Source organism: Alistipes sp. Marseille-P2263 (assembly GCF_018101075.1).
Classification (GTDB): domain Bacteria; phylum Bacteroidota; class Bacteroidia; order Bacteroidales; family Rikenellaceae; genus Alistipes; species Alistipes dispar.
In genome coordinates this window covers 594757-616871 of sequence record NZ_JAGQEJ010000001.1, presented here as the reverse complement: position 1 = coordinate 616871, position 22115 = coordinate 594757, and the positions used below count along the sequence as shown (strand labels likewise).

Below are 22115 nucleotides of genomic sequence, written 5' to 3'. Positions count from 1 at the left end.
GTTGCCCGGGGTGCCCGGGGTGCCGGAAAAAGAGCTTGGTGTTATGATGAAAAGAGCGTTGTTGGCCGTGGCGTTGCTGTGGAGCGTGTGTACGGCGTCGCAGGCTCAGGACCGAGCCGCGTGCGAGCGGATCGTGCGCCTCGTGGCGGAGGCCGTCGGAGCCGGGTCGATCGGGGAGATCGAACCTTTCCTGGCTCCCGGGTTCATCTTCTCGGGACAGGAGGGCGACCGGGCCCGGGCGGTGATGAAACTGCTCGTGGCGCAGTTGGGCGAGCGGGTGGAGCGGATCGAGACGGTCCGGCAGGAACGGACAGAGGAGGGACTGGAGCTGGTCTGCGCCTTCACCTATGCGGGGCGGCTGGGCCGGAAGGAGGCGACCTTTCTCTTCGACGGGGAGGGCCGCCTGAAACGGCTGGAGTTGCTTCCGATCCGGGTCAGGACGCTGGGCGACAAGGGCGGGACGTTCGCAAGACCGGCTGCCCGGCAGCTCGATATTCCGGTCCGCCGGCTCGGGAATCTGCTGACCGCGACGGCGCTGCTGGACGGCCGGGAGCGCACGTTCATCCTCGACAACGGTGCGCCGAGACTGATGCTCAACAGCCGTCGCTGCGCCCCGGTGCGCGATACGGCCGCGCTTCGGATCTCCTCTTCGAAGGGGGTGAACGCCTCCATCGCGGGGATGGACATCATGACGATCTCCGGATTCGATTTCCACGGAATCCGTGCCGGCGGCGGGGAGTTCCTTTGTTTCGACATGTCGCATCTGGAGGACGGGACGGAGGTTTTCGGACTGCTCGGCTACGAGGTCTATAAGGATTACGATCTGCTGTTCGACTACGGGGCGGGGATGCTGACGCTGCTCGATCCGGCGGTGACGGACTCCTGCGTGCGGCGCCTGGCGTGCGGACGGCCCGTGACGGAGGTTCCGGTGCGGATGGAAGGGCATGTCGCCTGCGTGGAGGCGCGGATCGGGACGCACACGCTGCGCCTCGGCATCGACTGCGGTGCGGGGACCGATTTGCTGGACGACGGGTTGTGGGATTCGCTGCGCTCCGATCTGGCCCGGCGCCGGGAGACGACGCTCACGGGAGCCGACGCGGAGGTACGCCGGGTGCGTTCCGGCCGGGTGAAACGGCTGACGATCGGCGACCGGGAGTTCCGGAGGGTTCCCACGGTGTTCAACGACATGAGCCACCTGAACCTCTCGCTCGGGCACGGGTTGGACGGGCTGATCGGCTTTCCGGTGCTTTCCGCTCAGCGGACGGTGCTGAGTTATCGGAGCGGACGGCTGATTTTCCTCCCCTGAAGCCGGGAAGGGCGGCGCCGGTTTTTGGAGGACGTTGCGTCGCCCGGCGAAGGCGGCGTGCGCCCTTTCCGGGTGTCCGGTGAAGTCCGGCTGCGACGGCGGCCGGCTTTTTGCGCCGTCACCTGCCGGTGATCGTTTCGGCGAAGGGATGCAGGCGGTGCAGCCGGAGGTTTTCGGCCACGCTCCGCTCCGAACGGTTGGCATAGCAGTAGGCGCACAGGTGCGGACAGGTGGCGTACTGGCCGATGTCGGCCGAGGCGATGCAGCCGCAGAAGGCGCGCTGTCCCCGGTCTTTGGGCGGGTGCGCGGCGGTGCGTTCCGGCCGGGCGGTCTCCCCGAACAGGGCGGGGGACGGAGGGGTGGCGCCGAGGTAGTCCGTCAGCGCGCGGTCGTGCGGAAAGTGGCGGAGGAGCAGCTCGTCGTCGATGCAGCGGTTGCGGACGATGCCCAGATGCGCGAAGTCGGTCCGTTCGCCGCATGCGGCGAGCGTGTAGCCCCACCGTTCGTTCAGGGCGGCCAGTCCCGCGGCGGTTTGCAGCATCTCCCCGTCGGTGAACTCCCGCCAGCGGATGCCGCGGCGGTCGAGGTTCCGGGCGACATGGCGGTAGATGCCGATGTCCGCGAAGCTGAACACGAGTTTTTCGGCCGCATCCCGCAGGCTGTCGCCGATGCGCTCCGCCCGGCGGAGCAGCTCTTCCGTTCCGAGGCGGTCGGTGAGCAGCAGCGGATCGAAGCGCCAGACGACCAGCCCCCGGCCCAGGTGCTCCGCCAGCCGGCGGAAGGTGTCGATCCGCTCCTCCAGCGGCGGGAGGTGCGGCTCCAGTCCTTCGTCTTCGTAGTCGTTGAGGGTGTATTGCACGTAACAGTGAATACCCCGTTCCCGAAGCTCCGCGAGGCGGGGCAGCAGGGGACGGGGATTTTTCGACCAGAAGACCACGGCGCGCGTCCGGGCGAAGGAGATGTAGGACCGACGGCCGTCGAAGGGGTTGATCCGCGCGACGTAGCCCCGCCGCAGCCGCTCGAAAAACCAGTCGGCGTAGCAGGCCGGAATGTCCGTGGCACGGCTCGCCGAGACGATCACGGGCGTCCGGGCCGCGACCCGCTCGCCCGCATCGGTCGTAATCTCGGTCTGCGTCGGCCGGAGCATCTTCTTCGCCGTGCGGGCGGCTATTTGCAGCCCCCGACGGGCATCTTGGCGATACGCCCTTCGTGGCGGCCGCCTTCGAACGAGGCCGAGAAGAAGGCTTCGAGCATCTGCACCGCCTCGTCGTTGGTGATGAAGCGCGCCGGGAAGACGATCACGTTGGCGTCGTTGTGGCGGCGGATCAGCGAGGCCACCTCCGCGTCCCAGCACAGTCCGGCCCGGATGCCCCGGTGCTTGTTGAGCGTCATGGTCATCCCCTCGCCCGAACCGCAGAGGGCGATGCCCTGTTCCAGTTCGCCCGCCTCGATGGCCTCGGCCAGCGGATGCGCGTAGTCGGGGTAATCGACGCTCTCGGGCGAGTGGGTCCCGAAGTCGAGCACCTCGTAACCCATGGCGTCGAGGTAACCCACCAGAAACTCTTTCATTTCGTAGCCCGCGTGGTCGCAGGCGATGCCGATTTTTTTCATTCCGTATGCGATTTGTCGTTCGTGTTGCAAGGATCGTGCGGGGCCGGGGCGGAGTCTCCGGAAAAGGCCCGCAGGCAAAGATAGTGCAACGCCCGGCCAATGCCAAATTTATCCGGCGGGAAAACACCGGCCGGGGGAAGAATTTGTCTCCTTCGGCACGGCAGGGCCTTTCGTTCCGCCCGTCCGGCGACCGTGCGCCCCGCCGCATTTGGTTCCGTGCGCGGCTTGCGCTATCTTTGCCGTATGAAAACCCTTCTGGCCGCTTTGGGTGCGTTCGCACTCGCTTTGGGCGTCATCGGTATCTTCGTGCCGCTGCTGCCCACCACGCCCTTTCTGCTGCTGGCGGCGGCCTTGTGGGTCCGCTCCTCCCCGCGGCTTTACGGGTGGCTGCTTTCCCACCGCAGGCTGGGCGGCTATATCCGCGATTTCCGGGAGAAACGGGCCATTCCGCTGCGTGCCAAGGTCCTCTCGCTGGGGCTGATGTGGGCTTCGATGCTCTACTGCGTCTTCGCCGTGGTCGATGCGTGGCCATGGGCGCAGGCGTCGCTGCTGGCCGTGGCCGCCGGCATCACCTGGCACATTCTGTCGTTCGCCACGCTGCGGCGGTAGTAGGCATCGGGGTTCCGCCTCTCCTCCGGCGGCAGGCCGTTTCCCTTGAATACGGAGCCGGGCGGCGATACTGCAGGGTGTGGGGCCGAAAAAAACGGACCTTCGGGAGGAAGGTCCGCCGCATCGTGCGGTCCGTCGTGTCTTCGAAGCCGCCGGTCGTGACGTCCTTACGACAGGTAGCGTTCCGCGAGGCTGATGAGCAGGCCGAAGAGCAGGGCGTCGAACACGAAGACGGGGATCGTTTTCCGTTCCTTGCCCGCGAGGGTGAAAAACACCGGGATCGACAGCATCAGGGTCGTTCCCATGCCGTCGGCCCACCACGGCAGGTAGGGCAGGTCGGCGTGGAAGACGATCACGGCCGAGAAGAGGAAAATGAAGAAGGCCGAGAAACACGAACGGGCCGACGCCCCCTGGAAAACCTTCGGAAGGACGTCCAGCGCGCCGGCCGCCGCGCCCACGCAGAGCGACAGGGTGAAGTGATCCATCGTGTCGCAGCCGTTATTTCGAGGCCCGTTTGCGGTCCACCTCGTGCAGCAGAATCTTTCTCAGACGCATGGCGTGGGGCGTGACTTCGACGTATTCGTCCTCCTTGATGTATTCGAGCGCCTCCTCGAGCGTGAAGACCTTCGGCGGGGTGATCACGGCCTTGTCGTCCGAACCCGAAGCGCGCATGTTCGTCAGTTGCTTGGATTTGGTGACGTTCACCGTGATGTCGTTCTGGCGCGTGTGCTCGCCGATTACCTGTCCTTCGTAAACGGAGTCCATCGGCGAGATGAAGAAGCGTCCGCGGTCCTGGAGCTTGTCGATCGAGTAGGCATAGGCCGTGCCCGTCTCGCCCGAGATGATCGAACCGTTGGTGCGCATCTCGATCTCGCCGACCCACGGTTCGAAGTCCTTCAGACGGTGTGTCATGATCGCCTCGCCCGCCGTGGCGGTGAGCATGTTCGACCGCAGGCCGATGATGCCGCGCGAGGGAATGTCGAACTCCAGACGCACGCGGTCGCCGTTCGAGGTCATGTTCTTCAGCGTGCCCTTGCGCTTGGTGGTCAGCTCGATCACCGTGCCCGAGCATTCCTCGGGACAATCGACCGTCATCTCCTCGACGGGTTCGCACTTGCGGCCGTCGATCTCCTTGACGATCACGCGGGGCTGTCCCACCTGCAGCTCGTACCCTTCGCGGCGCATCGTCTCGATGAGCACCGAGAGGTGCAGCACGCCGCGGCCGAAGACGTTGAACGAATCGGCCGACGGGCCGGGCGTCACGCGCAGCGCGAGGTTCTTCTCCAGTTCGCGGTCCAGCCGCTCCTTGATATGGCGCGAGGTGACGTATTTTCCGTCCTTGCCGAAGAAGGGCGAGTTGTTGATCGTGAAGAGCATCGACATCGTGGGTTCGTCGATGGCGATGGGCGGCAGCGGTTCGGGATTCTCGTAGTCGCAGATCGTGTCGCCGATCTCGAAGCCGTCGATGCCCATGACGGCGCAGATCTCGCCGCACGGAACCTCCTCGACCTTCTTCTTGCCCAGTCCCTCGAAGACCATCAGGTCCTTGATTCTGCACTTCTGCATCGTCACGCCGTCGCGCTTGGCCAGCGTGACGTTCTGCCCGGCGCGGAGCGACCCGCGCGTGACCTTGCCCACGGCGATACGGCCCGTGTAGGAGGAGTATTCGAGCGACGTGATGAGCATCTGCGGCGTACCCTCGACCACGGCCGGTTCGGGAATCTCGTCGATGATGGCGTCGAGCAGCGGGACGATCGAATCGGTCGGCTCGTTCCACTTGTGCGACATCCAGCCCTGTTTGGCCGAGCCGTAGATCGTCTTGTAGTCGAGCTGCTCCTCGGTGGCGTCGAGCGAGAACATGAGGTCGAAGACCTGTTCGTTCACCACCTCCGGGCGGCAGTTGGGCTTGTCCACCTTATTGACCACCACGATCGGCTTCTTGCCCAGCGCCAGCGCCTTCTGCAACACGAAGCGCGTCTGGGGCATCGTGCCCTCGAAGGCATCCACGAGCAGCAGCACGCCGTCGCACATGTTCAGCACGCGCTCCACCTCGCCGCCGAAGTCGGCGTGGCCCGGGGTGTCGATGATGTTGATCTTGTAGTCCTTATAGATGACCGAGACGTTTTTCGAGAGGATCGTGATGCCCCGCTCGCGCTCCAGGTCGTTGTTGTCCAGAATGAGTTCGCCGCTCTGTTTGGCGTTGTCGCGCAGGATATGCCCCGCCAGAATCATCTTGTCCACGAGGGTCGTCTTGCCGTGATCGACGTGGGCGATGATCGCGATGTTGCGCAGTTTCTGCATAGAAGTTCGTTTTGTCGTGCAAAGGTAAGAATTTCTCCGGAAATTGTGCTATATTTGTTCGATTGTTAAAAAAGTTGAATAAATGAAACCTGCTTTCAGCGTGCGCGGCCGGAGCGACGTTTTCATCGGCCCGGCCGCGGAGATTCTTCCGGACGTGCTGCCCGCGGGGCGCGTGGTAGCGGTCTCCGACGCCGCGGTGGCGGAGCTGCACGGCCGGCTGCTGGCCCCCTACGAGACGCTGCTCGTCGGCCGCGGCGAGGAGCACAAGACGCTCCGCACGGTCGAGACCCTCTGCCGGCGTCTGATCGGGATGGGTGCGGACCGCAAGACCTTCATTCTGGGCGTCGGCGGCGGCATCGTGACCGACGTGGCGGGGTTCGCCGCCTCGATCTACATGCGGGGACTTCCGTTCGGGTTCGTCTCGACGACGCTGCTGGGGCAGGTCGATGCCTCGGTGGGCGGCAAGAACGGGGTGAACGTGGACGGGTACAAGAACATGGCCGGGACGTTTACCCAGCCGCGGTTCGTCGTCTGCGATCCGGCGTTGCTGCGGACGCTGCCCGAAAGGGAGTTCCGGGCCGGGCTGGCCGAGGCGGTCAAGGCGGCGGTCATCGCCGACGCGGAGCTGTTCGCACGGCTGGAGCGCCTCGGCTTCGACGCGTTGCGCGGGGATACGGCGGAGCTGTCGGCGGTGGTGTCGGCGGCCGTGCGCGTCAAGGCGGAGATCGTCGAACGCGACGAGTACGAGGCCGGGGACCGGCGCAAGCTCAACCTCGGACATACGCTGGGGCACGCCATCGAGAAGTGCTCGGACGCCATGAACCACGGCGAGGCCGTGGCCGTGGGGACGGCGCTCGCGGCCGATGCGGCCGTGCGGCTCGGCGTGCTGGCTCCGGCCGACCGCGACCGTATCCGGGGATTGCTCGCACGGCTGGGGTTCGACCTCACGCCTCCGGTTCCGGTGGCGCGGCTGTTGCAGGAGGTCGGCAAGGACAAGAAGAGCGAGGAGGGCGTGTTGCGGGTCGTGTTCCCGACGGGGATCGGCGGCTGCGAGGTGCGTCCCATGACGCGCGACGGGTTCGCGGCGTTGTTCGCATAAGGGACGTCGGGCGACGGTTCCGTTCCGAATATTTAACGGCGCGTTTCGAATCCGTATCGAAGCGCGCCGTTCGTGTTTCCGTGATTTCCGGCTATTCGGCCAGCGTCCGCAGGCGCTCGGCATAGGCATCCCAGTCGGCGACGGGCCGGCGGGCGACGCCCGATTCGACGGCAGCGCGGGCTACGGCGGTCGCCACGGTGCAGAGCAGCCGCGGATCGAGCGGCTTGGGGATGAGGTACGAACGCCCGAACTCCAGCTTTTCGAGGTTGTAGGCCCGCAGCACGGAGGCCGGGATCGGCTCCCGGGCCAGCGCGGCGATGGCGTGCGCCGCGGCGAGCTTCATCTCCTCGTTGATCTTCGAGGCCCGCACGTCGAGCGCGCCGCGGAAGATGTAGGGGAATCCCAGTACGTTATTGACCTGGTTGGGGTAGTCCGAGCGGCCCGTGGCGAAGATGATGTCGGGGCGCGAGACGACGGCCGTGTCGTAGGCGATTTCGGGATCGGGATTGGCCAAAGCCATGACGATCGGGTTCGATGCCATCGTGCGCAGCATCTCGGGCGTCAGCGTGTCGGCCTTCGACACGCCGAGGAAGACGTCGGCGTCGTGCAGCGCCTCGGCCAGCGTCGAAATGCGCCGCGGGGTGGCGAACTCGCGTTTGAGCGGGTTGAGGTCCTCGCGGTGGGCCGAGACCACGCCGCGGCTGTCGCACAGCACCATGTTCTCGCGCCGGACGCCCAGCGAAAGGAACAGCCGTGCGCAGGCGATGGCGGCGGCTCCCGCGCCGTTGACCACCACGCGCAGGCGGGCGATCTCCTTGCCGGCGATCTTCGCGCCGTTGAGCAGTGCCGCCGAGGTGATGATGGCCGTGCCGTGCTGGTCGTCGTGCATGACGGGAATGTCCAGCTCGTCGCGCAGCCGCGCCTCGATCTCGAAGCATTCGGGGGCCTTGATGTCCTCGAGGTTGATGCCGCCGAAGGTGGGGGCGATGGCCCGCACGGCGCGCACGAAGGCGTCGGGGTCGGTCTCGGCCACCTCGATGTCGAAGGCGTCGATGCCGGCGAAGGTCTTGAACAGCATACACTTCCCCTCCATCACGGGTTTGGCGGCCAGCGGGCCGATATTGCCCAGTCCGAGTACGGCCGTGCCGTTCGACACGACGGCCACGAGGTTGCCCTTGCCCGTGTAGTCGTAGATCTTCTCCGGCGTTTGGGCGATGATGCGCGAGGGAACGGCCACGCCGGGCGAATAGGCCAGCGAAAGGTCGTATTGCGTGCGGTGGGGCTTCGTGGGAACGATGCCGATTTTTCCGGGGCGCTCTTCGCTGTGGTAGCGCAGCGCCTCCTCGGCGAGTTTATTGTCGGTTGTCATTGTTTTTCTCTTTTTTCGGTTAGACCCGTCGAATACCAACGGGCTTTCGTTGCAAATATTGCGCCCGGCCCGGAGAATGGGGGGACGACCGTCCGGCATGCGGCTCCTTTGCGGCCGGAAGCCTCGCTCCGGGCTGCCGGGCGGTCAGAAAAGCGTGCCTTCGCTGCGGGGCGGGGTGAAGCCCATGTGCTCGTAGGCCAGCGCCGTGGCTTCGCGGCCGCGGGGCGTGCGTTTGAGGAACCCCTCCTTGATGAGAAACGGTTCGTAAACCTCCTCGATCGTGCCGGCCTCCTCGCCGACGGCCGTGGCGACGGTGTTCAGCCCGACGGGTCCGCCGTTGAACTTCTCGATGATCGTCGAGAGGATGCGGTTGTCCATGCGGTCCAGTCCGCGCGAGTCGATGTTGAGCGCCGCGAGGGCGATGCGGGTGATGGCCAGGTCGATGTGCCCCTCGCCCTTGACCATCGCGAAGTCGCGCACGCGCCGCAGCAGGGCGTTGGCGATGCGCGGCGTGCCGCGCGAGCGCAGGGCCACCTCGTGCGCCGCGTCGTCGTCGATCGAGACGTCGAGAATCCGCGCCGACCGCCGCACGATGCCGGCCAGGACCGGAGCGTCGTAATACTCCAGGTGGCACTGGATGCCGAACCGCGCCCGTAGGGGCGAGGTCAGCAGACCGCTGCGCGTCGTGGCTCCGATGAGCGTGAAGGGGGCCAGCTCGATCTGGATCGAACGCGCCGAAGGACCCTTGTCGAGTACGATGTCGATCTTGTAGTCCTCCATCGCCGAATAGAGATACTCCTCGACGATCGGGCTGAGGCGGTGGATTTCGTCGATGAAGAGCACATCGCCCGGGTTGAGGTTGGTCAGCAGGCCGGCCAGGTCGCCCGGCTTGTCCAGCACGGGACCCGACGTGACGCGCAGCTGCGCCCCCATCTCGTTGGCGATGATGTTCGCCAGCGTCGTCTTGCCCAGTCCCGGAGGTCCGTGCAGCAGCACGTGGTCCAGCGAGTCGCCGCGCATGAGCGCCGCCTTGATGAAGATGCGGAGGTTCTCGACGATCTTGTCCTGTCCCGAGAAGTTTTCGAGCTCCTGCGGGCGGATCCTGTTCTCGAATTCGAGGTCGCTCTCTGTATTGCGTACGATAGACATGCGGCAAAGATAGCGAATTTTCACGAGACGCCGCGGCGCCCCGCGAAAAAATCCGGCCCGCGGGAAGGCGGGCCGGACGGGGACTTGCGCGTTCGGAGCGGCTACTGCTCCTGCGGCAGGTCCAGCTTGATGTGTTTCGTGCCGTTCTCGCAGGTCTCGATCCCGAGAATCACGCCCTTTTTTCCCTCCAGTTCCGCGGCGATCGGGGTCAGGTCGAACGAGACGTAGTATCCCTGCGTGTAGCCCGGGACGTCGCCGCCGGCACTGTGGTGCAGTTCGAGGTTGAGGTAGCCCTCCCCGGTCTGTTCGGGAGTCTCGACCTTGTTGACGATCACCGAAAAGGTGTGTTTCGAGTTGTCCGTCACGGGGTAGAGCAGATAAAGGGTCAGCCATTTCGGCGTGAGGTTGAAATACTGCCAGTAGGCCGCCGGGAAGCCGGCGCAGTCGCCGCCCTGCCGGTCCAGCTCCTCCTGCGTCGTGACGATCGCGGAGGGGCCGGTGTAGATCTCCTCGGCGCGGTAGAGGCGGATGTTGTAGTCGTAGTCGGGAATCCCTTCGAGCAGGTCGAAATAGATGACGGCCCGTTTCCCCTCCTCGGCCTCGAAGGTGGCGGATTTCTCGCTCGGGTAGAGCGTCTGGCCGTTGTCGCGTTTGAAGTAATACTCCTTGTCGCCGAGCGTATGCACGGTGGTTATCAGTCCGTAAACATACGGATAATCTCCGTCGTCGTCGTTGCAGGCGGGGAGCGTCAGGGAGAGGAGCGCCGTCAGAAAGAGCAAACCGATTTTTTTCATGATTTCCGTATTTTATTGTTACCTTTCGCTTCTGAAAACGCGCGGAAAGCCGGAATACTGCACGGTGCGGAAATTTTTTCCGTCCGGATGCAGTATTTCGCCGTCCGGACAATTTATATAGGTGAATTCAGCGATGCAGATGGATGAACGGATACTGGCCGAAGGGTGCAGAGAGGGGGACGGTGCGGCCCGGCGGGAGCTGTACGACCGTTTCGCCGGGCGTCTGATGGCAGTCTGCATGCGCTATGCCGGGGACCGGGCCACGGCCGAAGACCTGCTCCACGATGCGTTCCTGAAGATTTACGGTGCGTTCGGGAAGTTCTCCTACCGGGGTCCGGGATCGCTGAGGGCCTGGATGGAGCGCGTCACGGTCAATGTGGCGCTTGAATGGTTGCGAGGCCGCAACCGGCTGGGTATGACCGAACTCGACGAAGGAAGGGTCGCGGCGACCGTCGCCGAACCCGCCGTGTCGGATGTGGAGCAGGTCCCGCGCGAGGTGCTGCTGCGCTTCGTTTCCGAGCTGCCCGAAGGCTACCGGGCCGTGTTCAACCTGTATTGCATCGAGGAGTATTCCCACCGCGAAATCGCCCGGATGCTGGGAATCAACGAGAAGAGCTCCTCGTCGCAATTGTTTCGCGCCCGGGCGCTGCTGGCCCGCAAGATCCGGGCTTATTTGGAGTCGCATTGAAGTATGGAACGAAATAGAGAGTGGACGGATGCCGTGCGGAGCTCGCTCCGGGATGCCGAGGCCACGCCTCCCGCAGGGGGCTGGGAACGGCTGGAGCGGGAGTTGGCAGTTGCACAGGAGGGGGCTTCGCCCGCCCCTTCGCAGAGGCCCGCATGGCGGATCTATTGGCCGCGGATTGCCGCCGCAGCCGCCGTCGTGTTGATCGGGATCGTCGCAGGGGATCTTCTGCTGCGGCCGGATACGGTGTTGAAACAAGAAGGGGTTGTTATCACGACGGCGGACGGCGGCAAGACCGCGGAACCTTTGCTGCCCGGTTCCGGCGGCGAAGCGGCTGGGCCCGTCCTGGCGCAGGCCGTGCCGCCCGCACGAGGCGCGGCACGGGAGACCGGCTCCGAAGCGTCCGCAAGGCTGCGGAAGACGACCGGGCGGCCGGGATCGGAGGGCGGAACGGCTGCGGAGACGGCCGGGAATGCCGCGTCGCTGTTGCTGCGGACTGCGGCTCTGGACGCGACGTCGGAAGATGCGGGGGCGCCGGATTCGGCGGAAAGCGGCGGGCATGTCGCGGAAGTCGAGTCCGGCGGAGTGCCGGCGGAAGCCGCGGCGGCCGTTTCCGGCGGGGAGTCGGAGACCGGCCGGAAGCGTGCGTCCGACGGGCGGGCGACAAACGTCGGAAGTCGTGCGGCGGACAACGGCGGACGGACGGGAGGAGTTGCCGCCCGGTCCGCGGCAGCGGGAGGCAGCCTCTATGCGGTCCGCGGCGATGCGCGTCCGGCATCCCGGCCCTCCGCACGGAAGCGGATGTCGTTCTCGCTGTCGGCGGGAGGCGGCGTCTCCGGGGACGGTGGTTCGGCAGGACGGACGCCGCATTTTCCCATGATGAGCGATGCCCCGGGCGGCATGTCCTCGGTGATCGGCAACGGAGCCGAAATCGTGCTGCTGAAGAATTACGATTACGGGGAGAGTTCGTTCCGCCATCATCAGCCGCTGAGCGTCGCGTTCACCGTCGGGAAGGAGTTTTCCCACGGGCTGTCGCTCGAAAGCGGGCTCAACTACACGCTGCTGCGGTCGGACGTGCGGGCGATGTACGCCTCGGAGGAGACCGGGCAGACCCTGCATTTTCTCGGCATTCCCCTCAGGGTGAAGTGGCAGTTCCTCGAACGCGGACGCTTCTCCTTATATATAGGGGCCGGAGGAATGGCCGAAAAGTGCGTCTCCGCGAAATTCGGCTCGAAGAGCGTGTCCGAGCCGGGCGTGCAGTGGTCGCTGCTCGCGGCCGCCGGCGCGCAGTACCGGCTGGGCGGGATCGTCGGACTCTACTTCGAGCCGGAAGGGTCGTATTACCTTACCGAAACGAACCTGCGCACCGTGCGCACCGATTCGCCGCTGACGCTGACACTCCGGCTGGGCGTGCGCCTCACGTTCTGACGCGGCCCTTTTCACATACTTGCATGTTTGTTGCATGGAAGAAAGTCTGCGCGCACGGCGCAGGCTTTTTTTGTCCGTGTGTGTCCGAATGTGCTATCAAAACGATCAAAAGTGTTGTTTTTCCTTGCCCGGAAGGATTTTGTTATTACTTTTGTCGGGAAAAACGATTTTCGAATCGGGTCGTCGGGCCGTTCGGAATGCGATAAAAAAAGCACAAGCACGGAGATTTCCGCACTTGTGCCTGGTAGTCCCGAAAGGAATCGAACCTTTATCGTAAGAACCGGAATCTTATATTCTATCCATTGAACTACGGGACCGGGACTGCAAAGGTGTGAAAAAAATTTAAATTATACAAAAAAATGCGGGAAAAACAGAATAATTGGCAGCGAATCGAGGCCGTCATCAAGTGGGCGAACATGTCCACCAACTACTTCGCCCGTCATATCGGTCTGGCGCGGGGGGAGAATCTCTACCAGATCAAACGCGGCAACAACGGCATTTCGCTCGACGTCGCCGACCGGATCGTGACGAAGTTTCCGCAGGTGGACAAGCTGTGGCTGCTGACCGGCGAGGGGCAGATGTTCGCCGAGGGCCGCGTGCGCGGGGCGCAGATACCTTATTACGACGTCGATGTCGAGCGGCACATTGCCGACGTCGGGCGGTTGAAGGCGGAGAGCTACCTGGTGGCGGCTCCGGCGGGCGACTGCGATCTGGCCATGATCTACGCCGGGCGTGCCATGGGGGCGCTCGTGCCGCCGGGAACGGTCGTGCTGCTGAAGGCCGTGGACCGGGATGCGATTATTCCCGGGGAAGAATATGTGGTAGTCTGCCGAAAAATTGTAACTTTGCGGATAGTTCGGGCCGCCGACGCGGAGGAAAAATTCCGCCTGGTGGCCGGAAACCGGGACGATTTCGACGATATCGTGGTGAATGCCAGCGATATAGTCTCGGTGTACAAGGTAAAGGGAAAATTGATCGTAAACAGTTGAGCGTATGTTTTCAGGTATCGTGGAGCGTACGGCGGAGGTGGTGGCCATCCGCACGGACCGTCAGAACAGGGATTTCACGCTGCGCGCGGATTTCTGCGGCGAGTTGAAAATCGACCAGAGCATAGCACATAACGGCGTATGTTTGACGGTTGTGGGCATCGAAGGCGATACCTACACCGTCACGGCCATGAAGGAGACGCTCGACCGGAGCAACCTCGGGCTGCTCCGCACGGGCGATCTGGTGAACCTCGAGCGGTCGATGAAGCCCGATGCGCTGCTCGACGGCCATATCGTGCAGGGACACGTCGATCAGACGGCCGTCTGCACGGCCAAGGAGGATGCCGACGGCAGTTGGTATTTCACTTTCGAATACGAGCCGCAGGGCGGGGGGCTCTGCACGGTGGAGAAAGGGTCGGTGACGGTCAATGGCGTGAGCCTGACGGTCTGCGACTCGAAGGAGGCGTCGTTCCGCGTGGCGATCATCCCCTATACGTTCGAACATACGAATTTCTGCCGGATCGACGTGGGATCGGTCGTGAACCTCGAGTTCGACATCGTGGGCAAATACATCGCCCGCCTGATGGGCAGTTACCTGAAATAGACCGGAGCCATGTTGCGAATCAAGACCAAGGAGGCCTCCTCGCTGTGGATCGCGCTGCTGGCGGCGGCGATCGTGGGGATTGTGCTCGGAGCCGTGCACGTGCGGTGGGGCTATGCGCTCGTCGCCGTGTCGGCCTCTTTCTGCGTCGTCTTTTTCGCGGCGCTGTTCATCATCCGCAAGTATGTGGCCTACAAGCTCAAGCCGATCTATTCGATCGTGCTTTCGCGCGACGTGCACACCAACGAGATTTTCTCCGAACTCAAGGACAAGCGTGTGGAGAACATCGGCGAGGAGCTGACGGCCTGGGCCGACACCAACGACCGGGAGATCGCCCGCCTGAAAGAGGCCGAACGATTCCGCAAGCAGTATCTGGGCAACGTAGCGCACGAGCTGAAAACCCCGATCTTCAATATCCAGGGCTATATTTCGACCCTGCTGGACGGCGGGCTGGAGGACGAGCTGATCAACCGCAAATACCTCGAGCGGGCCGAGAAAAGCATCGACCGGCTGATAAATATCGTGAACGACCTCGACACGATTTCGAAGCTCGAGAGCAACATGAACCAGTTGAAAATGGAGCGGTTCGACATCGTGGCGCTGGCCCGGGAGATCGCCGAGCAGGCCGAGATGGAGGCGGACAGGAAGGGCATCCGGATTTCGGTCAAGGGGGCCGAGAATCTTCCGTCGCCCTTCTGGGTGCTGGCCGACAAGCACTATATCGGGCAGGTGCTGGTCAATCTCATCATCAACTCGATCCACTACGGCCGGGAGGGCGGCGCGACGCGCATCCGCTTCCGCGACATGCTGGACCGCATTCTGGTCGAGGTCGAGGACAACGGGCAGGGCATCGGCAAGGAGGACCTGCCGCGCGTGTTCGAACGCTTCTACCGCACGGACAAGGGGCGTTCGCGCGAACAGGGCGGCACGGGACTGGGTCTGGCGATCGTCAAGCACATCGTCGAGGCCCACGGCGAGCGGATCACCGTGCGCAGTGAACTCGGTGCGGGCAGCACCTTCTCGTTCACGTTGAAGAAGGTCGGCCTGCAGGATATAAAATAGCGTCCGGAATATGAGATTCGGCCGTTTGCCGGAGGTATCCCCGCTGTTCTTCGCGGGGTGCAGCGGCGGCGGGGACGAATTTTCGCCGTCCCGGATCCGGCAGACGCTTCCCGACATGGAGGGAACCAGTTCTGCGGTGTTCGCGAATAGCGCGAAGGCTGCGGGAAACGATGGTTCCGGCCGCCGGGCGGTTCGCACGGCACGGGACGGAGCCCGGAAACGGAGAAACAAATTTGAATAGATGATACAACCTTTGAGCATTGTCTGGAATTTCGATCCGGTTTTCATCAGTTTCGGATCGTTCGACATTCGTTACTACGGATTGATGTGGGCGCTGGCCATTCTGATCGGAGCCTGGTTTTTCGACAACTTCTGCAAGCGCGAAGGGCTTTCGCAGGAGGTTTCCGGTTCGATTTTCATTTACGGCACGCTGGCGACGATCCTCGGCGCGCGGCTCGGCCACTGCCTCTTCTACGATCCGGTGGAGTACCTTTCGAAGCCGTGGACCATCATCACGGGGTTCCGCGACGGCGGCATGGCAAGCCACGGCGCGGCCGTCGGCCTGCTCATCGGGTTGTGGCTCTTTTCGCGCAAGAACCGGCTGCCGTACGTCTGGTCGCTCGACCGCATCATGATCGCCGTGGGCATCGGCGGGGCGGTCGTGCGGATGGGCAACCTTTTCAATTCGGAGATTTTCGGTACGGCGACCGCCCTGCCGTGGGGCTTCGAGTTCGTCCGTTCGGCCAAGTGGGTGTACGAGTTCGCCCCGGCGGCGGTGCATCCCACGCAGATCTACGAGGCGCTGTGCTACCTGGCCACATTCGGCATCCTCTGCTGGCTCTACTATGGCCGCGACATGGCGCGCCGCCGTCCGGGGGTGCTGTTCGGCATCGGCCTGATCGGAGTGTTCCTGACGCGCTTTTTCATCGAATTCATCAAGACCGAGCAGGAGTCCTTCGAAGTGGGTTGGGCGCTCGACATGGGACAGTGGCTGAGCATTCCGTTCATCCTGCTGGGAGTTTATATGATCTGGCGCGGAATGACGCGGCCCGTCGTGTCCGCGGCCGCTCCGGGGCCGAAGGCGGTTCCGGGGCCGGGGTCCGCTTCGGGAAATTCGCATAAAAAACGGAAACGATGAGCAGCAATCCGATGGAGGAACAGGTCGGCCGGGTCGTGGGAAACGTCCTGGCCGCAGGCGGGGAGATTTTCCTGCCGGAGGTGGGATCGCTCTGCGTGGAGCGCCGCCGGGCGCAGCGGTTGTCGCGCCGGAGCGTGCGGCCGCCCTACCGGGCGGTGACGTTCACCCCGCAACGTCGGGGGGTGTCGCTGGTGGAGGAGATCGCCCGCGTGCTGACGGCGAGCGGCATGTCGGAGGCGGAAGCCCCGCAGGCCGCACAGGAGGTGTACGGCCGCTGGCTGGAACGCGTCCGGGAGGGGGAGACCCTGACCGTATGCGGCGTCGGCGTGCTGAAACAGGACCGTTTCACCCTGGACGAGGCTTTCGACCGGCGGCTCAATCCGCAGGGACATGCGCCCGTGAAAGTGCGTTCCGCAGGCCGATCCGACTGGGTGATCTGGATCGGAGCGGCGGCTGTCGCGGCCGCGGTCGGAATCGGCGGATACTCCTATCTGACGACCCGTCCGGAGCGTTCCGTCGCAGTCTCCGCGGACCGAAACCCGTCGGCGGGCGTTGCCGGGGATGCGGCCGTCGGTCAGGAAACCGTTGCGGCGGGAACGGCCGGAAGCGCTGCCGGTGCGGCGGATGCCGTCGGAGGACCGGCTGCGGATGGTGCGGGATCGTCCGCCGCGGCGTCGGAGCCCGCCGGAAACGCTTCGGGCGCTTCCGCATCGGACACCGGTGCGGCGACGGCCGGAAAGACGGCCGGCACGGATTCGGGAGCAGCGGGTGCGGCCGTCACGGCACGGCAGACCGTGCGGACGGAATCGCGTCCGGCGTCCCGGCCTGCGGGGACCGAACCCGCTTCGATGACTTCGAAGCGCTCCTATGTGGTGCTGGGGGTGTTCAGTACGCCCGAAAATGCGGCCCGCGCCGCGCGGAACGCTGCGTCGGGTGACGTGGCGGTGACCTGCGGCGTCTATCGTTTCGGAGCCAAATTCATGGTGTCGCCCTTTGAGTCGGACGATCCGGAGGCGTGCGCGCTCTTCATCCGTGCGCATGCGGAGCGTTTCCCCGGCATGTGGACCTATACAGCCCGTTGATGCGCGTCGCGGAGTGGATCATCCGGGCGATCGACCTGTTCTACATCGCGCCCGTATCGTCGCTCCTGCCCCGGCAGGTGTTTCGCTATGCCGTCTGCGGCGGCGGGAACGTCCTCTTCGGATGGGGGTGTTACTTTCTGATATACAATTTTCTGCTCGATAAGGAGCTGCTCGACCTGGGATTCGTGGCCGTTTCGCCCCATGTCGCGGCGATGCTCTGCACCTTTCCGATCACCTTCTTCGCCGGGTTCTGGCTGAACCGCCACGTGGCGTTCCGCCGCTCGCCGATTCCGCAGGGGACGCAGCTCTTCCGCTACGCCCTTTCGGTCGCCGGGTCGGTCGGCGTGAACTACGTCTTTCTGAAATTCTTCGTCGAGGTCTGCGCGATCTGGGCCACGCCTTCGCAGATGCTGGCCTCCTGCATCACCACCGTATATAGTTTTCTCGCGGCCAAGTACTTCACCTTCCGCCACGCCGCCGCGGAGTAGGGACAGGGGCGGCAACGGACGGACCCGGAGAACTCGATTCCCGGTCCGAGGTACGGTCCGACTTTCGGAGCGGATCCGCCGGGAAAGGCGCCGGCAGGCTATTTCCGGTTCTCCTCGCGTAACTTCTGCAATTCGTACATGCGGTCGCGGAATTTCGCCGCGGCGAGGAAATCCAGCGATTTGGCAGCCCGTTCCATGTCCTCGCGCGCCTTGTCGATGAGCGTGTCGAGGTCGCCGCCGGCCGTATAGGCGCGGGCGACGTCGGCCGCGGCCGGGGCGTAGTGGTCCTCCGCGATGGGATAGGCGACGGGTGTGTTGCCGGCATTCTCGTCGGTCCGGCCCGCCAGCAGCGTGCTCTGGCCCGTGCCGCTCTTCTGTGCACGGCGCGGCAGCACGCCGTGCTCCATGTTGTAGCGCACCTGCTTCTCGCGGCGGCGGTTGCTCTGCTCGATGGCATAGCGCATCGACTCGGTGCAGGTGTCGGCGTAGAGGATCACGTTGCCCTGCGAGTGGCGTGCGGCGCGTCCGGCGATCTGGGTGAGCGAGCGGACGTTGCGCAGGAATCCCTCCTTGTCGGCGTCGAGAATCGCCACGAGGGCCACCTCCGGGAGGTCCAGCCCCTCGCGCAGCAGGTTCACGCCCACCAGCACGTCGAACAGGCCGGCCCGCAGGTCTTCGAGGATCTGGATGCGCTCCAGCGTATCGACATCCGAGTGGATGTAGCGGTTGCGCACCCCCACGCGGTCGAAGTATTTCGACAGCTCCTCGGCCATGCGCTTGGTGATGGTCGTCACGAGCACCTTGTCGTCGTTTTTCACCCGCTTGTCGATCTCTTCGAGCAGGTCGTCGATCTGGTTCGTCGTGACGCGCACCTCCAGCGGCGGGTCCACCAGTCCCGTGGGGCGGATGAGCTGTTCGACGATCACCCCTTCGCTCTTCATCAGTTCCCAGTCGGCGGGCGTGGCGCTCACGTAGATCGACGTGCCCTGCAACTGTTCGAACTCGGCGAAGGTCACCGGGCGGTTGTCCTTGGCCGCCGGAAGCCGGAATCCGTACTCCACGAGGTTCTCCTTGCGGGCGCGGTCGCCGCCGAACATGGCGTGGACCTGCGGCAGCGTGACGTGGCTCTCGTCCACGACCAGCAGGTAGTCCTTCGGGAAGTAGTCGATGAGACAGAAGGGGCGTGTCCCGGCGGCCCGGCCGTCCAGATAGCGCGAATAGTTCTCGATGCCGGGGCAGTAGCCCAGCTCCTTGATCATTTCGAGGTCGTACTCCACGCGCTGCTTGATGCGCTGGGCCTCCATCGGGCGGTCCGAACGCTCGAAGTACTCGATCTGTTTGCCCAGGTCGAGGTAGATCTGCTGCACGGCCGCATGGATGCGTTCCTTCGTGGTGACGAAAAGATTCGTGGGGTAGAGCGTCAGGGTGTCGAGCGAGTGGATGCGCTGCCCCGTCACGGGGTCGATCGACTGGATGGCCTCCACCTCGTTGTCGAAGAACATCACGCGGAAGCACTGGTTGCCGAACTCGCCGAAGGCGGCCATGATGTCCACCGTGTCGCCGTTCACGCGGAACGTCGCCGGCTCCAGCTCGCGTTCGGTGCGGGTGTAGAGCGCCTCGACGAGCTTGTATAGGAAGTGCTTGTAGCTGACGACCTGCCCGACCTTCAGCGTGATGGCCGTGGCGTGGAAATCCGCGGGGTTGCCGCAGCCGTAGAGACACGAGACGCTCGACACCACCACCACGTCGCGCCGCCCCGAGAGCAGCGTGGCCACGGTGTTGAGCCGCATCTTCTCGATCTCGGCGTTGATCGAGAGGTCTTTCTCTATATAGGTGTCCGTCGCCGGAAGATAGGCCTCCGGCTGGTAGTAGTCGTAGTACGACACGAAATACTCCACGGCGTTCTCCGGGAAGAAGTTCCTGAATTCGCCGTAGAGTTGCGCCGCGAGGGTCTTGTTGTGGCTCAGCACGAGCGTCGGACGGTTCAGGTCGGCGATGACGTTGGCTACGGTGAAGGTTTTTCCCGAGCCGGTCACGCCCAGCAGCGTGTTGTGCTTCGAACCGTGCTCGATCGAGCCGACCAGTTGTGCGATGGCCTCCGGCTGGTCGCCCGTCGGGGCGTAATCGGATACGAGTTTGAAGTCCATAAGGCAAAGGTAGTGATAAAATGAAACAGTTGCCAATTCCGTACCGCGTTTTTGACTCCTTCCCGGGTCTTGCGCAACGGCGGGACGGGTTCCGTCCCGGCCGGGATGCGGGTTGCCGGCAGGTGTCGTCCGGCGGACCCGATCCGGCGGCGGGACCGCTCTCAGGGGCCGGCCGGCGGGGCGAAGGGGATTTTTTCGCTTTTCGTTTTCAATATTTCGCGGCGATTCGTACCTTTGTAGGCTATGATCGACAGGGAAACGGTAGATCGCATCTACGCCGCCGCGAATATCGTGGACATTATCGGCGATTATGTCACGCTCAAACGCAAGGGCGTGAACTATCAGGCGTGCTGCCCGTTCCACAACGAGAAGACCCCGTCGTTCGTCGTCTCGCCCTCGAAGGGCGTCTATAAGTGCTTCGGCTGCGGGAAGGGCGGCAATGCCGTGACTTTCCTGATGGAGCACGAGAACATCACCTATCCCGAGGCGCTGAAGATGGTGGCCAAACGCTACGGCATCGAGGTCCGGGAGAAGGAGCTTTCGGAGGAGGAGATCCGCCGCAACGACGACCGCGAATCCATGTTCGTCCTGAACGGCTGGGCCGCGGAGTATTTCGCCAATTACCTGCACCGCGAGACCGAGGGGCAGAGTGTCGGACTGGCCTATTTCCGGCAGGCGCGCGGACTGACCGACGCCACGATCCGCAAGTTCGGCCTCGGGTTCTGCCCGGCGAAGGGCGACCGCATGTCGAAGGATGCGCTGGCGGCGGGCTATAAGAAGGAGTTCCTGCTCTCGACGGGCCTTTCGCTGGCGCGCGAGCGCGACGGGTCGCTCTACGACCGTTTCCGCGACCGGGTGATTTTTCCCGTGCACAACATCTCGGGCCGCGTCGTGGCCTTCGGCGGCCGCACGCTCCGCACCGACAAGACGGTTGCCAAGTACCAGAATTCGCCCGAGAGCGAAATATACAGTAAGAAACGCGAGCTGTACGGACTGTACTTCGCCAAGCGGGCCATCCAGCAGCAGGATTTTGCGATCATGGTGGAGGGCTACCTCGACGTGATCTCGATGCACCAGGCCGGGATCGAGAACGTCGTGGCGTCGTCCGGAACGTCGCTCACGACGGAGCAGATCCGGCTGCTGGGACGCTTCACGAAGAACATCACGGTGATCTACGACGGCGACTCGGCGGGTATCCACGCCTCGTTGCGCGGTATCGACATGATTCTCAAGGAGGGGATGAACGTGCGCGTGGTGCTGCTGCCCGAGCCCGAAGACCCCGATTCGTTCGCCCGCAGCCATACGGCCTCCGAGGTGCAGGCGTATATCCGCGACCACGAACGGGATTTTCTCGAATTCAAGGCCAACCTGCTGTTGCAGGACGCCGAGGGCGACCCGATCCGCAAGGCGGCGCTGATCGGCGACATGGTGCAGTCGATCGCGCAGATTCCCGACCCGATCCAGCGGTCGGTCTATGTCAAGGAGTGCGCGCGGATCATGGACATCGACGAGAATATCCTCATCTCGGAGGTGGCCCGCAAGCGGCTCACCACGTCGGGCGACCGCGAGGCGGACGAGTTCCTGCGCCGGCAGGCCGCACAGCGGCAGCGGGAGGCGGCGCAGCCCGAGGTGGAGTATGTGCGGAAGGTCGAGGCGGGGAGCGGTTTCGAGGCGCTGGAGCGCGAGATCGTGAAATACCTGCTCAAGTACGGGCACTGTTCGTTCGACTTCAAGGAGGGCCGGACGATGGTGGCGTGCAACGTCGCGGAGGTGGTCTTCGACGAGCTGGGGCGGGACAATATCGTTTTCCGCAACCCGGTGTACGCCAAAATCATGGAGACCTACCGCGGACAGTGGGAGCGGCTGGGTACGGGGACGGAGGTCCCGGCGCACTGTTTCCTGAACCACATCGACCCGGAGGTGTGCAACGCCTCGGTGGACATTCTCACCTCGGACGACAACTACGTGCCCAGCCAGTTGTGGCGGCGCAAGGAGATTCACGTGGAGAGCGACGCCGAGATGCTGGCCGTCGGAGTGCCGAAGGCCGTGACGCTCTACAAGTCGAAGGTGGTGGAGGAGATGATCAAGGAGTTGCAGGCGAAGCTGGGCGACGAGAGCCTGCCCGAGGAGGAGCAGGTGGCGTTGTTGCAGCGGCTGTCGGGACTGAACAAGGTGAAGGTGTCGATCGCCCGCAGGCTCCAGCGGCTCATTTTGTGAAAAAAGGGCGGGAGCCGGGGCGTACGCGCATCCCTGCGCATAC

Annotated in this window: 20 protein-coding genes and 1 tRNA gene; 12 read left to right on the top strand and 9 right to left on the bottom strand. The window is 64.1% G+C overall.

Annotated elements, in window-relative coordinates; translation table 11 throughout:
- The first annotated feature begins 43 nt into the window (after positions 1-43).
- Positions 44-1306 (top strand): aspartyl protease family protein, encoded by a 1263-nt coding sequence (locus KB554_RS02695; RefSeq protein WP_211034887.1) that lies wholly within the window; start codon positions 44-46, stop codon positions 1304-1306.
- A gap of 118 nt (positions 1307-1424) precedes the next feature.
- Here the strand turns inward: KB554_RS02695 and KB554_RS02690 are convergent, their stop codons facing one another.
- On the bottom strand, positions 1425-2453 hold the full coding sequence (locus KB554_RS02690; protein WP_211034886.1) for a DUF1848 domain-containing protein: 1029 nt from the start codon (positions 2451-2453) through the stop codon (positions 1425-1427).
- A gap of 20 nt (positions 2454-2473) precedes the next feature.
- Positions 2474-2917: a ribose 5-phosphate isomerase B gene (rpiB, locus tag KB554_RS02685; protein WP_141429380.1), complete on the bottom strand. Its 444-nt coding sequence runs from the start codon at positions 2915-2917 to the stop codon at positions 2474-2476.
- A gap of 243 nt (positions 2918-3160) precedes the next feature.
- On the opposite strand from rpiB, the gene KB554_RS02680 reads away from it, so the two are divergent.
- Positions 3161-3526 (top strand): YbaN family protein, encoded by a 366-nt coding sequence (locus KB554_RS02680; protein ID WP_141429382.1) that lies wholly within the window; start codon positions 3161-3163, stop codon positions 3524-3526.
- Between the two features lie 167 nt (positions 3527-3693).
- Here the strand turns inward: KB554_RS02680 and KB554_RS02675 are convergent, their stop codons facing one another.
- Both KB554_RS02675 and typA read right to left on the bottom strand, forming a co-directional pair.
- A complete protein-coding gene (locus KB554_RS02675; protein ID WP_141429384.1) occupies positions 3694-4011 on the bottom strand; it encodes a hypothetical protein in 318 nt (105 codons plus the stop codon).
- 13 nt (positions 4012-4024) lie between these two features.
- A complete protein-coding gene (typA, locus tag KB554_RS02670) occupies positions 4025-5827 on the bottom strand; it encodes a translational GTPase TypA (protein WP_141429386.1) in 1803 nt (600 codons plus the stop codon).
- 82 nt (positions 5828-5909) lie between these two features.
- Between typA and aroB the strand changes: the two genes are divergently transcribed.
- Complete coding sequence (gene aroB, locus KB554_RS02665) at positions 5910-6926, top strand: 3-dehydroquinate synthase (RefSeq protein WP_211034885.1); 1017 nt, start codon at positions 5910-5912, stop codon at positions 6924-6926.
- Between the two features lie 91 nt (positions 6927-7017).
- On the opposite strand, the gene KB554_RS02660 is transcribed toward aroB, so the two are convergent.
- The 3 genes from KB554_RS02660 to KB554_RS02650 all read right to left on the bottom strand — a co-directional run bounded on the left by KB554_RS02660 (position 7018) and on the right by KB554_RS02650 (position 10238).
- A complete protein-coding gene (locus tag KB554_RS02660; protein ID WP_141429390.1) occupies positions 7018-8295 on the bottom strand; it encodes a malic enzyme-like NAD(P)-binding protein in 1278 nt (425 codons plus the stop codon).
- Positions 8296-8439: 144 nt separating this feature from the next.
- Positions 8440-9444, bottom strand: a complete 1005-nt coding sequence (ruvB, locus tag KB554_RS02655) for a Holliday junction branch migration DNA helicase RuvB (RefSeq protein ID WP_141429392.1) — start codon at positions 9442-9444, stop codon at positions 8440-8442.
- 101 nt (positions 9445-9545) lie between these two features.
- A complete protein-coding gene (locus KB554_RS02650; protein WP_211034884.1) occupies positions 9546-10238 on the bottom strand; it encodes a NigD-like C-terminal domain-containing protein in 693 nt (230 codons plus the stop codon).
- Positions 10239-10377: 139 nt separating this feature from the next.
- Between KB554_RS02650 and KB554_RS02645 the strand changes: the two genes are divergently transcribed.
- Complete coding sequence (locus KB554_RS02645) at positions 10378-10926, top strand: sigma-70 family RNA polymerase sigma factor (RefSeq protein ID WP_141429395.1); 549 nt, start codon at positions 10378-10380, stop codon at positions 10924-10926.
- A 3-nt stretch (positions 10927-10929) separates the two neighbouring features.
- Positions 10930-12351, top strand: coding sequence for a hypothetical protein (locus tag KB554_RS02640; RefSeq protein WP_211034883.1), 1422 nt, complete (start codon positions 10930-10932; stop codon positions 12349-12351).
- 242 nt (positions 12352-12593) lie between these two features.
- On the opposite strand, the gene KB554_RS02635 is transcribed toward KB554_RS02640, so the two are convergent.
- A tRNA-Arg gene (locus KB554_RS02635) sits at positions 12594-12668 on the bottom strand.
- A 42-nt stretch (positions 12669-12710) separates the two neighbouring features.
- Between KB554_RS02635 and KB554_RS02630 the strand changes: the two genes are divergently transcribed.
- The 6 genes from KB554_RS02630 (at position 12711) to KB554_RS02605 (ending at position 17708) form a co-directional block, all read left to right on the top strand.
- Complete coding sequence (locus tag KB554_RS02630) at positions 12711-13340, top strand: hypothetical protein (RefSeq protein ID WP_141429399.1); 630 nt, start codon at positions 12711-12713, stop codon at positions 13338-13340.
- A gap of 4 nt (positions 13341-13344) precedes the next feature.
- On the top strand, positions 13345-13941 hold the full coding sequence (locus KB554_RS02625; RefSeq protein WP_141429401.1) for a riboflavin synthase: 597 nt from the start codon (positions 13345-13347) through the stop codon (positions 13939-13941).
- A 9-nt stretch (positions 13942-13950) separates the two neighbouring features.
- On the top strand, positions 13951-15000 hold the full coding sequence (locus KB554_RS02620; protein ID WP_141429403.1) for an ATP-binding protein: 1050 nt from the start codon (positions 13951-13953) through the stop codon (positions 14998-15000).
- Between the two features lie 241 nt (positions 15001-15241).
- Positions 15242-16138 (top strand): prolipoprotein diacylglyceryl transferase, encoded by an 897-nt coding sequence (gene lgt, locus KB554_RS02615; protein WP_211034882.1) that lies wholly within the window; start codon positions 15242-15244, stop codon positions 16136-16138.
- Positions 16135-17220: a hypothetical protein gene (locus KB554_RS02610; protein ID WP_211034881.1), complete on the top strand. Its 1086-nt coding sequence runs from the start codon at positions 16135-16137 to the stop codon at positions 17218-17220. Before lgt ends, KB554_RS02610 begins: the two co-directional genes overlap by 4 nt.
- Positions 17220-17708 (top strand): GtrA family protein, encoded by a 489-nt coding sequence (locus tag KB554_RS02605; protein ID WP_211034964.1) that lies wholly within the window; start codon positions 17220-17222, stop codon positions 17706-17708. The genes KB554_RS02610 and KB554_RS02605 overlap by 1 nt, the downstream gene beginning before the upstream one ends.
- Positions 17709-17806: 98 nt before the next feature.
- Here the strand turns inward: KB554_RS02605 and uvrB are convergent, their stop codons facing one another.
- Positions 17807-19855, bottom strand: coding sequence for an excinuclease ABC subunit UvrB (gene uvrB, locus KB554_RS02600; RefSeq protein ID WP_211034880.1), 2049 nt, complete (start codon positions 19853-19855; stop codon positions 17807-17809).
- 243 nt (positions 19856-20098) lie between these two features.
- Here uvrB and dnaG point away from each other — a divergent pair, with 243 nt between their 5' ends.
- Positions 20099-22072, top strand: coding sequence for a DNA primase (gene dnaG, locus KB554_RS02595; RefSeq protein WP_141429413.1), 1974 nt, complete (start codon positions 20099-20101; stop codon positions 22070-22072).
- The last annotated feature ends 43 nt before the right edge of the window (positions 22073-22115 follow it).

Coding starts and splice junctions, on each gene's coding strand:
- KB554_RS02695 (WP_211034887.1), top strand. CDS start 44: ATGATGAAAAGAGCGTTGTTGGCCGTGGCGTTGCTGTGGAGCGTGTGT.
- KB554_RS02690 (WP_211034886.1), bottom strand. CDS start 2,453: ATGCTCCGGCCGACGCAGACCGAGATTACGACCGATGCGGGCGAGCGG.
- rpiB (WP_141429380.1), bottom strand. CDS start 2,917: ATGAAAAAAATCGGCATCGCCTGCGACCACGCGGGCTACGAAATGAAA.
- KB554_RS02680 (WP_141429382.1), top strand. CDS start 3,161: ATGAAAACCCTTCTGGCCGCTTTGGGTGCGTTCGCACTCGCTTTGGGC.
- KB554_RS02675 (WP_141429384.1), bottom strand. CDS start 4,011: ATGGATCACTTCACCCTGTCGCTCTGCGTGGGCGCGGCGGCCGGCGCG.
- typA (WP_141429386.1), bottom strand. CDS start 5,827: ATGCAGAAACTGCGCAACATCGCGATCATCGCCCACGTCGATCACGGC.
- aroB (WP_211034885.1), top strand. CDS start 5,910: ATGAAACCTGCTTTCAGCGTGCGCGGCCGGAGCGACGTTTTCATCGGC.
- KB554_RS02660 (WP_141429390.1), bottom strand. CDS start 8,295: ATGACAACCGACAATAAACTCGCCGAGGAGGCGCTGCGCTACCACAGC.
- ruvB (WP_141429392.1), bottom strand. CDS start 9,444: ATGTCTATCGTACGCAATACAGAGAGCGACCTCGAATTCGAGAACAGG.
- KB554_RS02650 (WP_211034884.1), bottom strand. CDS start 10,238: ATGAAAAAAATCGGTTTGCTCTTTCTGACGGCGCTCCTCTCCCTGACG.
- KB554_RS02645 (WP_141429395.1), top strand. CDS start 10,378: ATGGATGAACGGATACTGGCCGAAGGGTGCAGAGAGGGGGACGGTGCG.
- KB554_RS02640 (WP_211034883.1), top strand. CDS start 10,930: ATGGAACGAAATAGAGAGTGGACGGATGCCGTGCGGAGCTCGCTCCGG.
- KB554_RS02630 (WP_141429399.1), top strand. CDS start 12,711: ATGCGGGAAAAACAGAATAATTGGCAGCGAATCGAGGCCGTCATCAAG.
- KB554_RS02625 (WP_141429401.1), top strand. CDS start 13,345: ATGTTTTCAGGTATCGTGGAGCGTACGGCGGAGGTGGTGGCCATCCGC.
- KB554_RS02620 (WP_141429403.1), top strand. CDS start 13,951: ATGTTGCGAATCAAGACCAAGGAGGCCTCCTCGCTGTGGATCGCGCTG.
- lgt (WP_211034882.1), top strand. CDS start 15,242: ATGATACAACCTTTGAGCATTGTCTGGAATTTCGATCCGGTTTTCATC.
- KB554_RS02610 (WP_211034881.1), top strand. CDS start 16,135: ATGAGCAGCAATCCGATGGAGGAACAGGTCGGCCGGGTCGTGGGAAAC.
- KB554_RS02605 (WP_211034964.1), top strand. CDS start 17,220: ATGCGCGTCGCGGAGTGGATCATCCGGGCGATCGACCTGTTCTACATC.
- uvrB (WP_211034880.1), bottom strand. CDS start 19,855: ATGGACTTCAAACTCGTATCCGATTACGCCCCGACGGGCGACCAGCCG.
- dnaG (WP_141429413.1), top strand. CDS start 20,099: ATGATCGACAGGGAAACGGTAGATCGCATCTACGCCGCCGCGAATATC.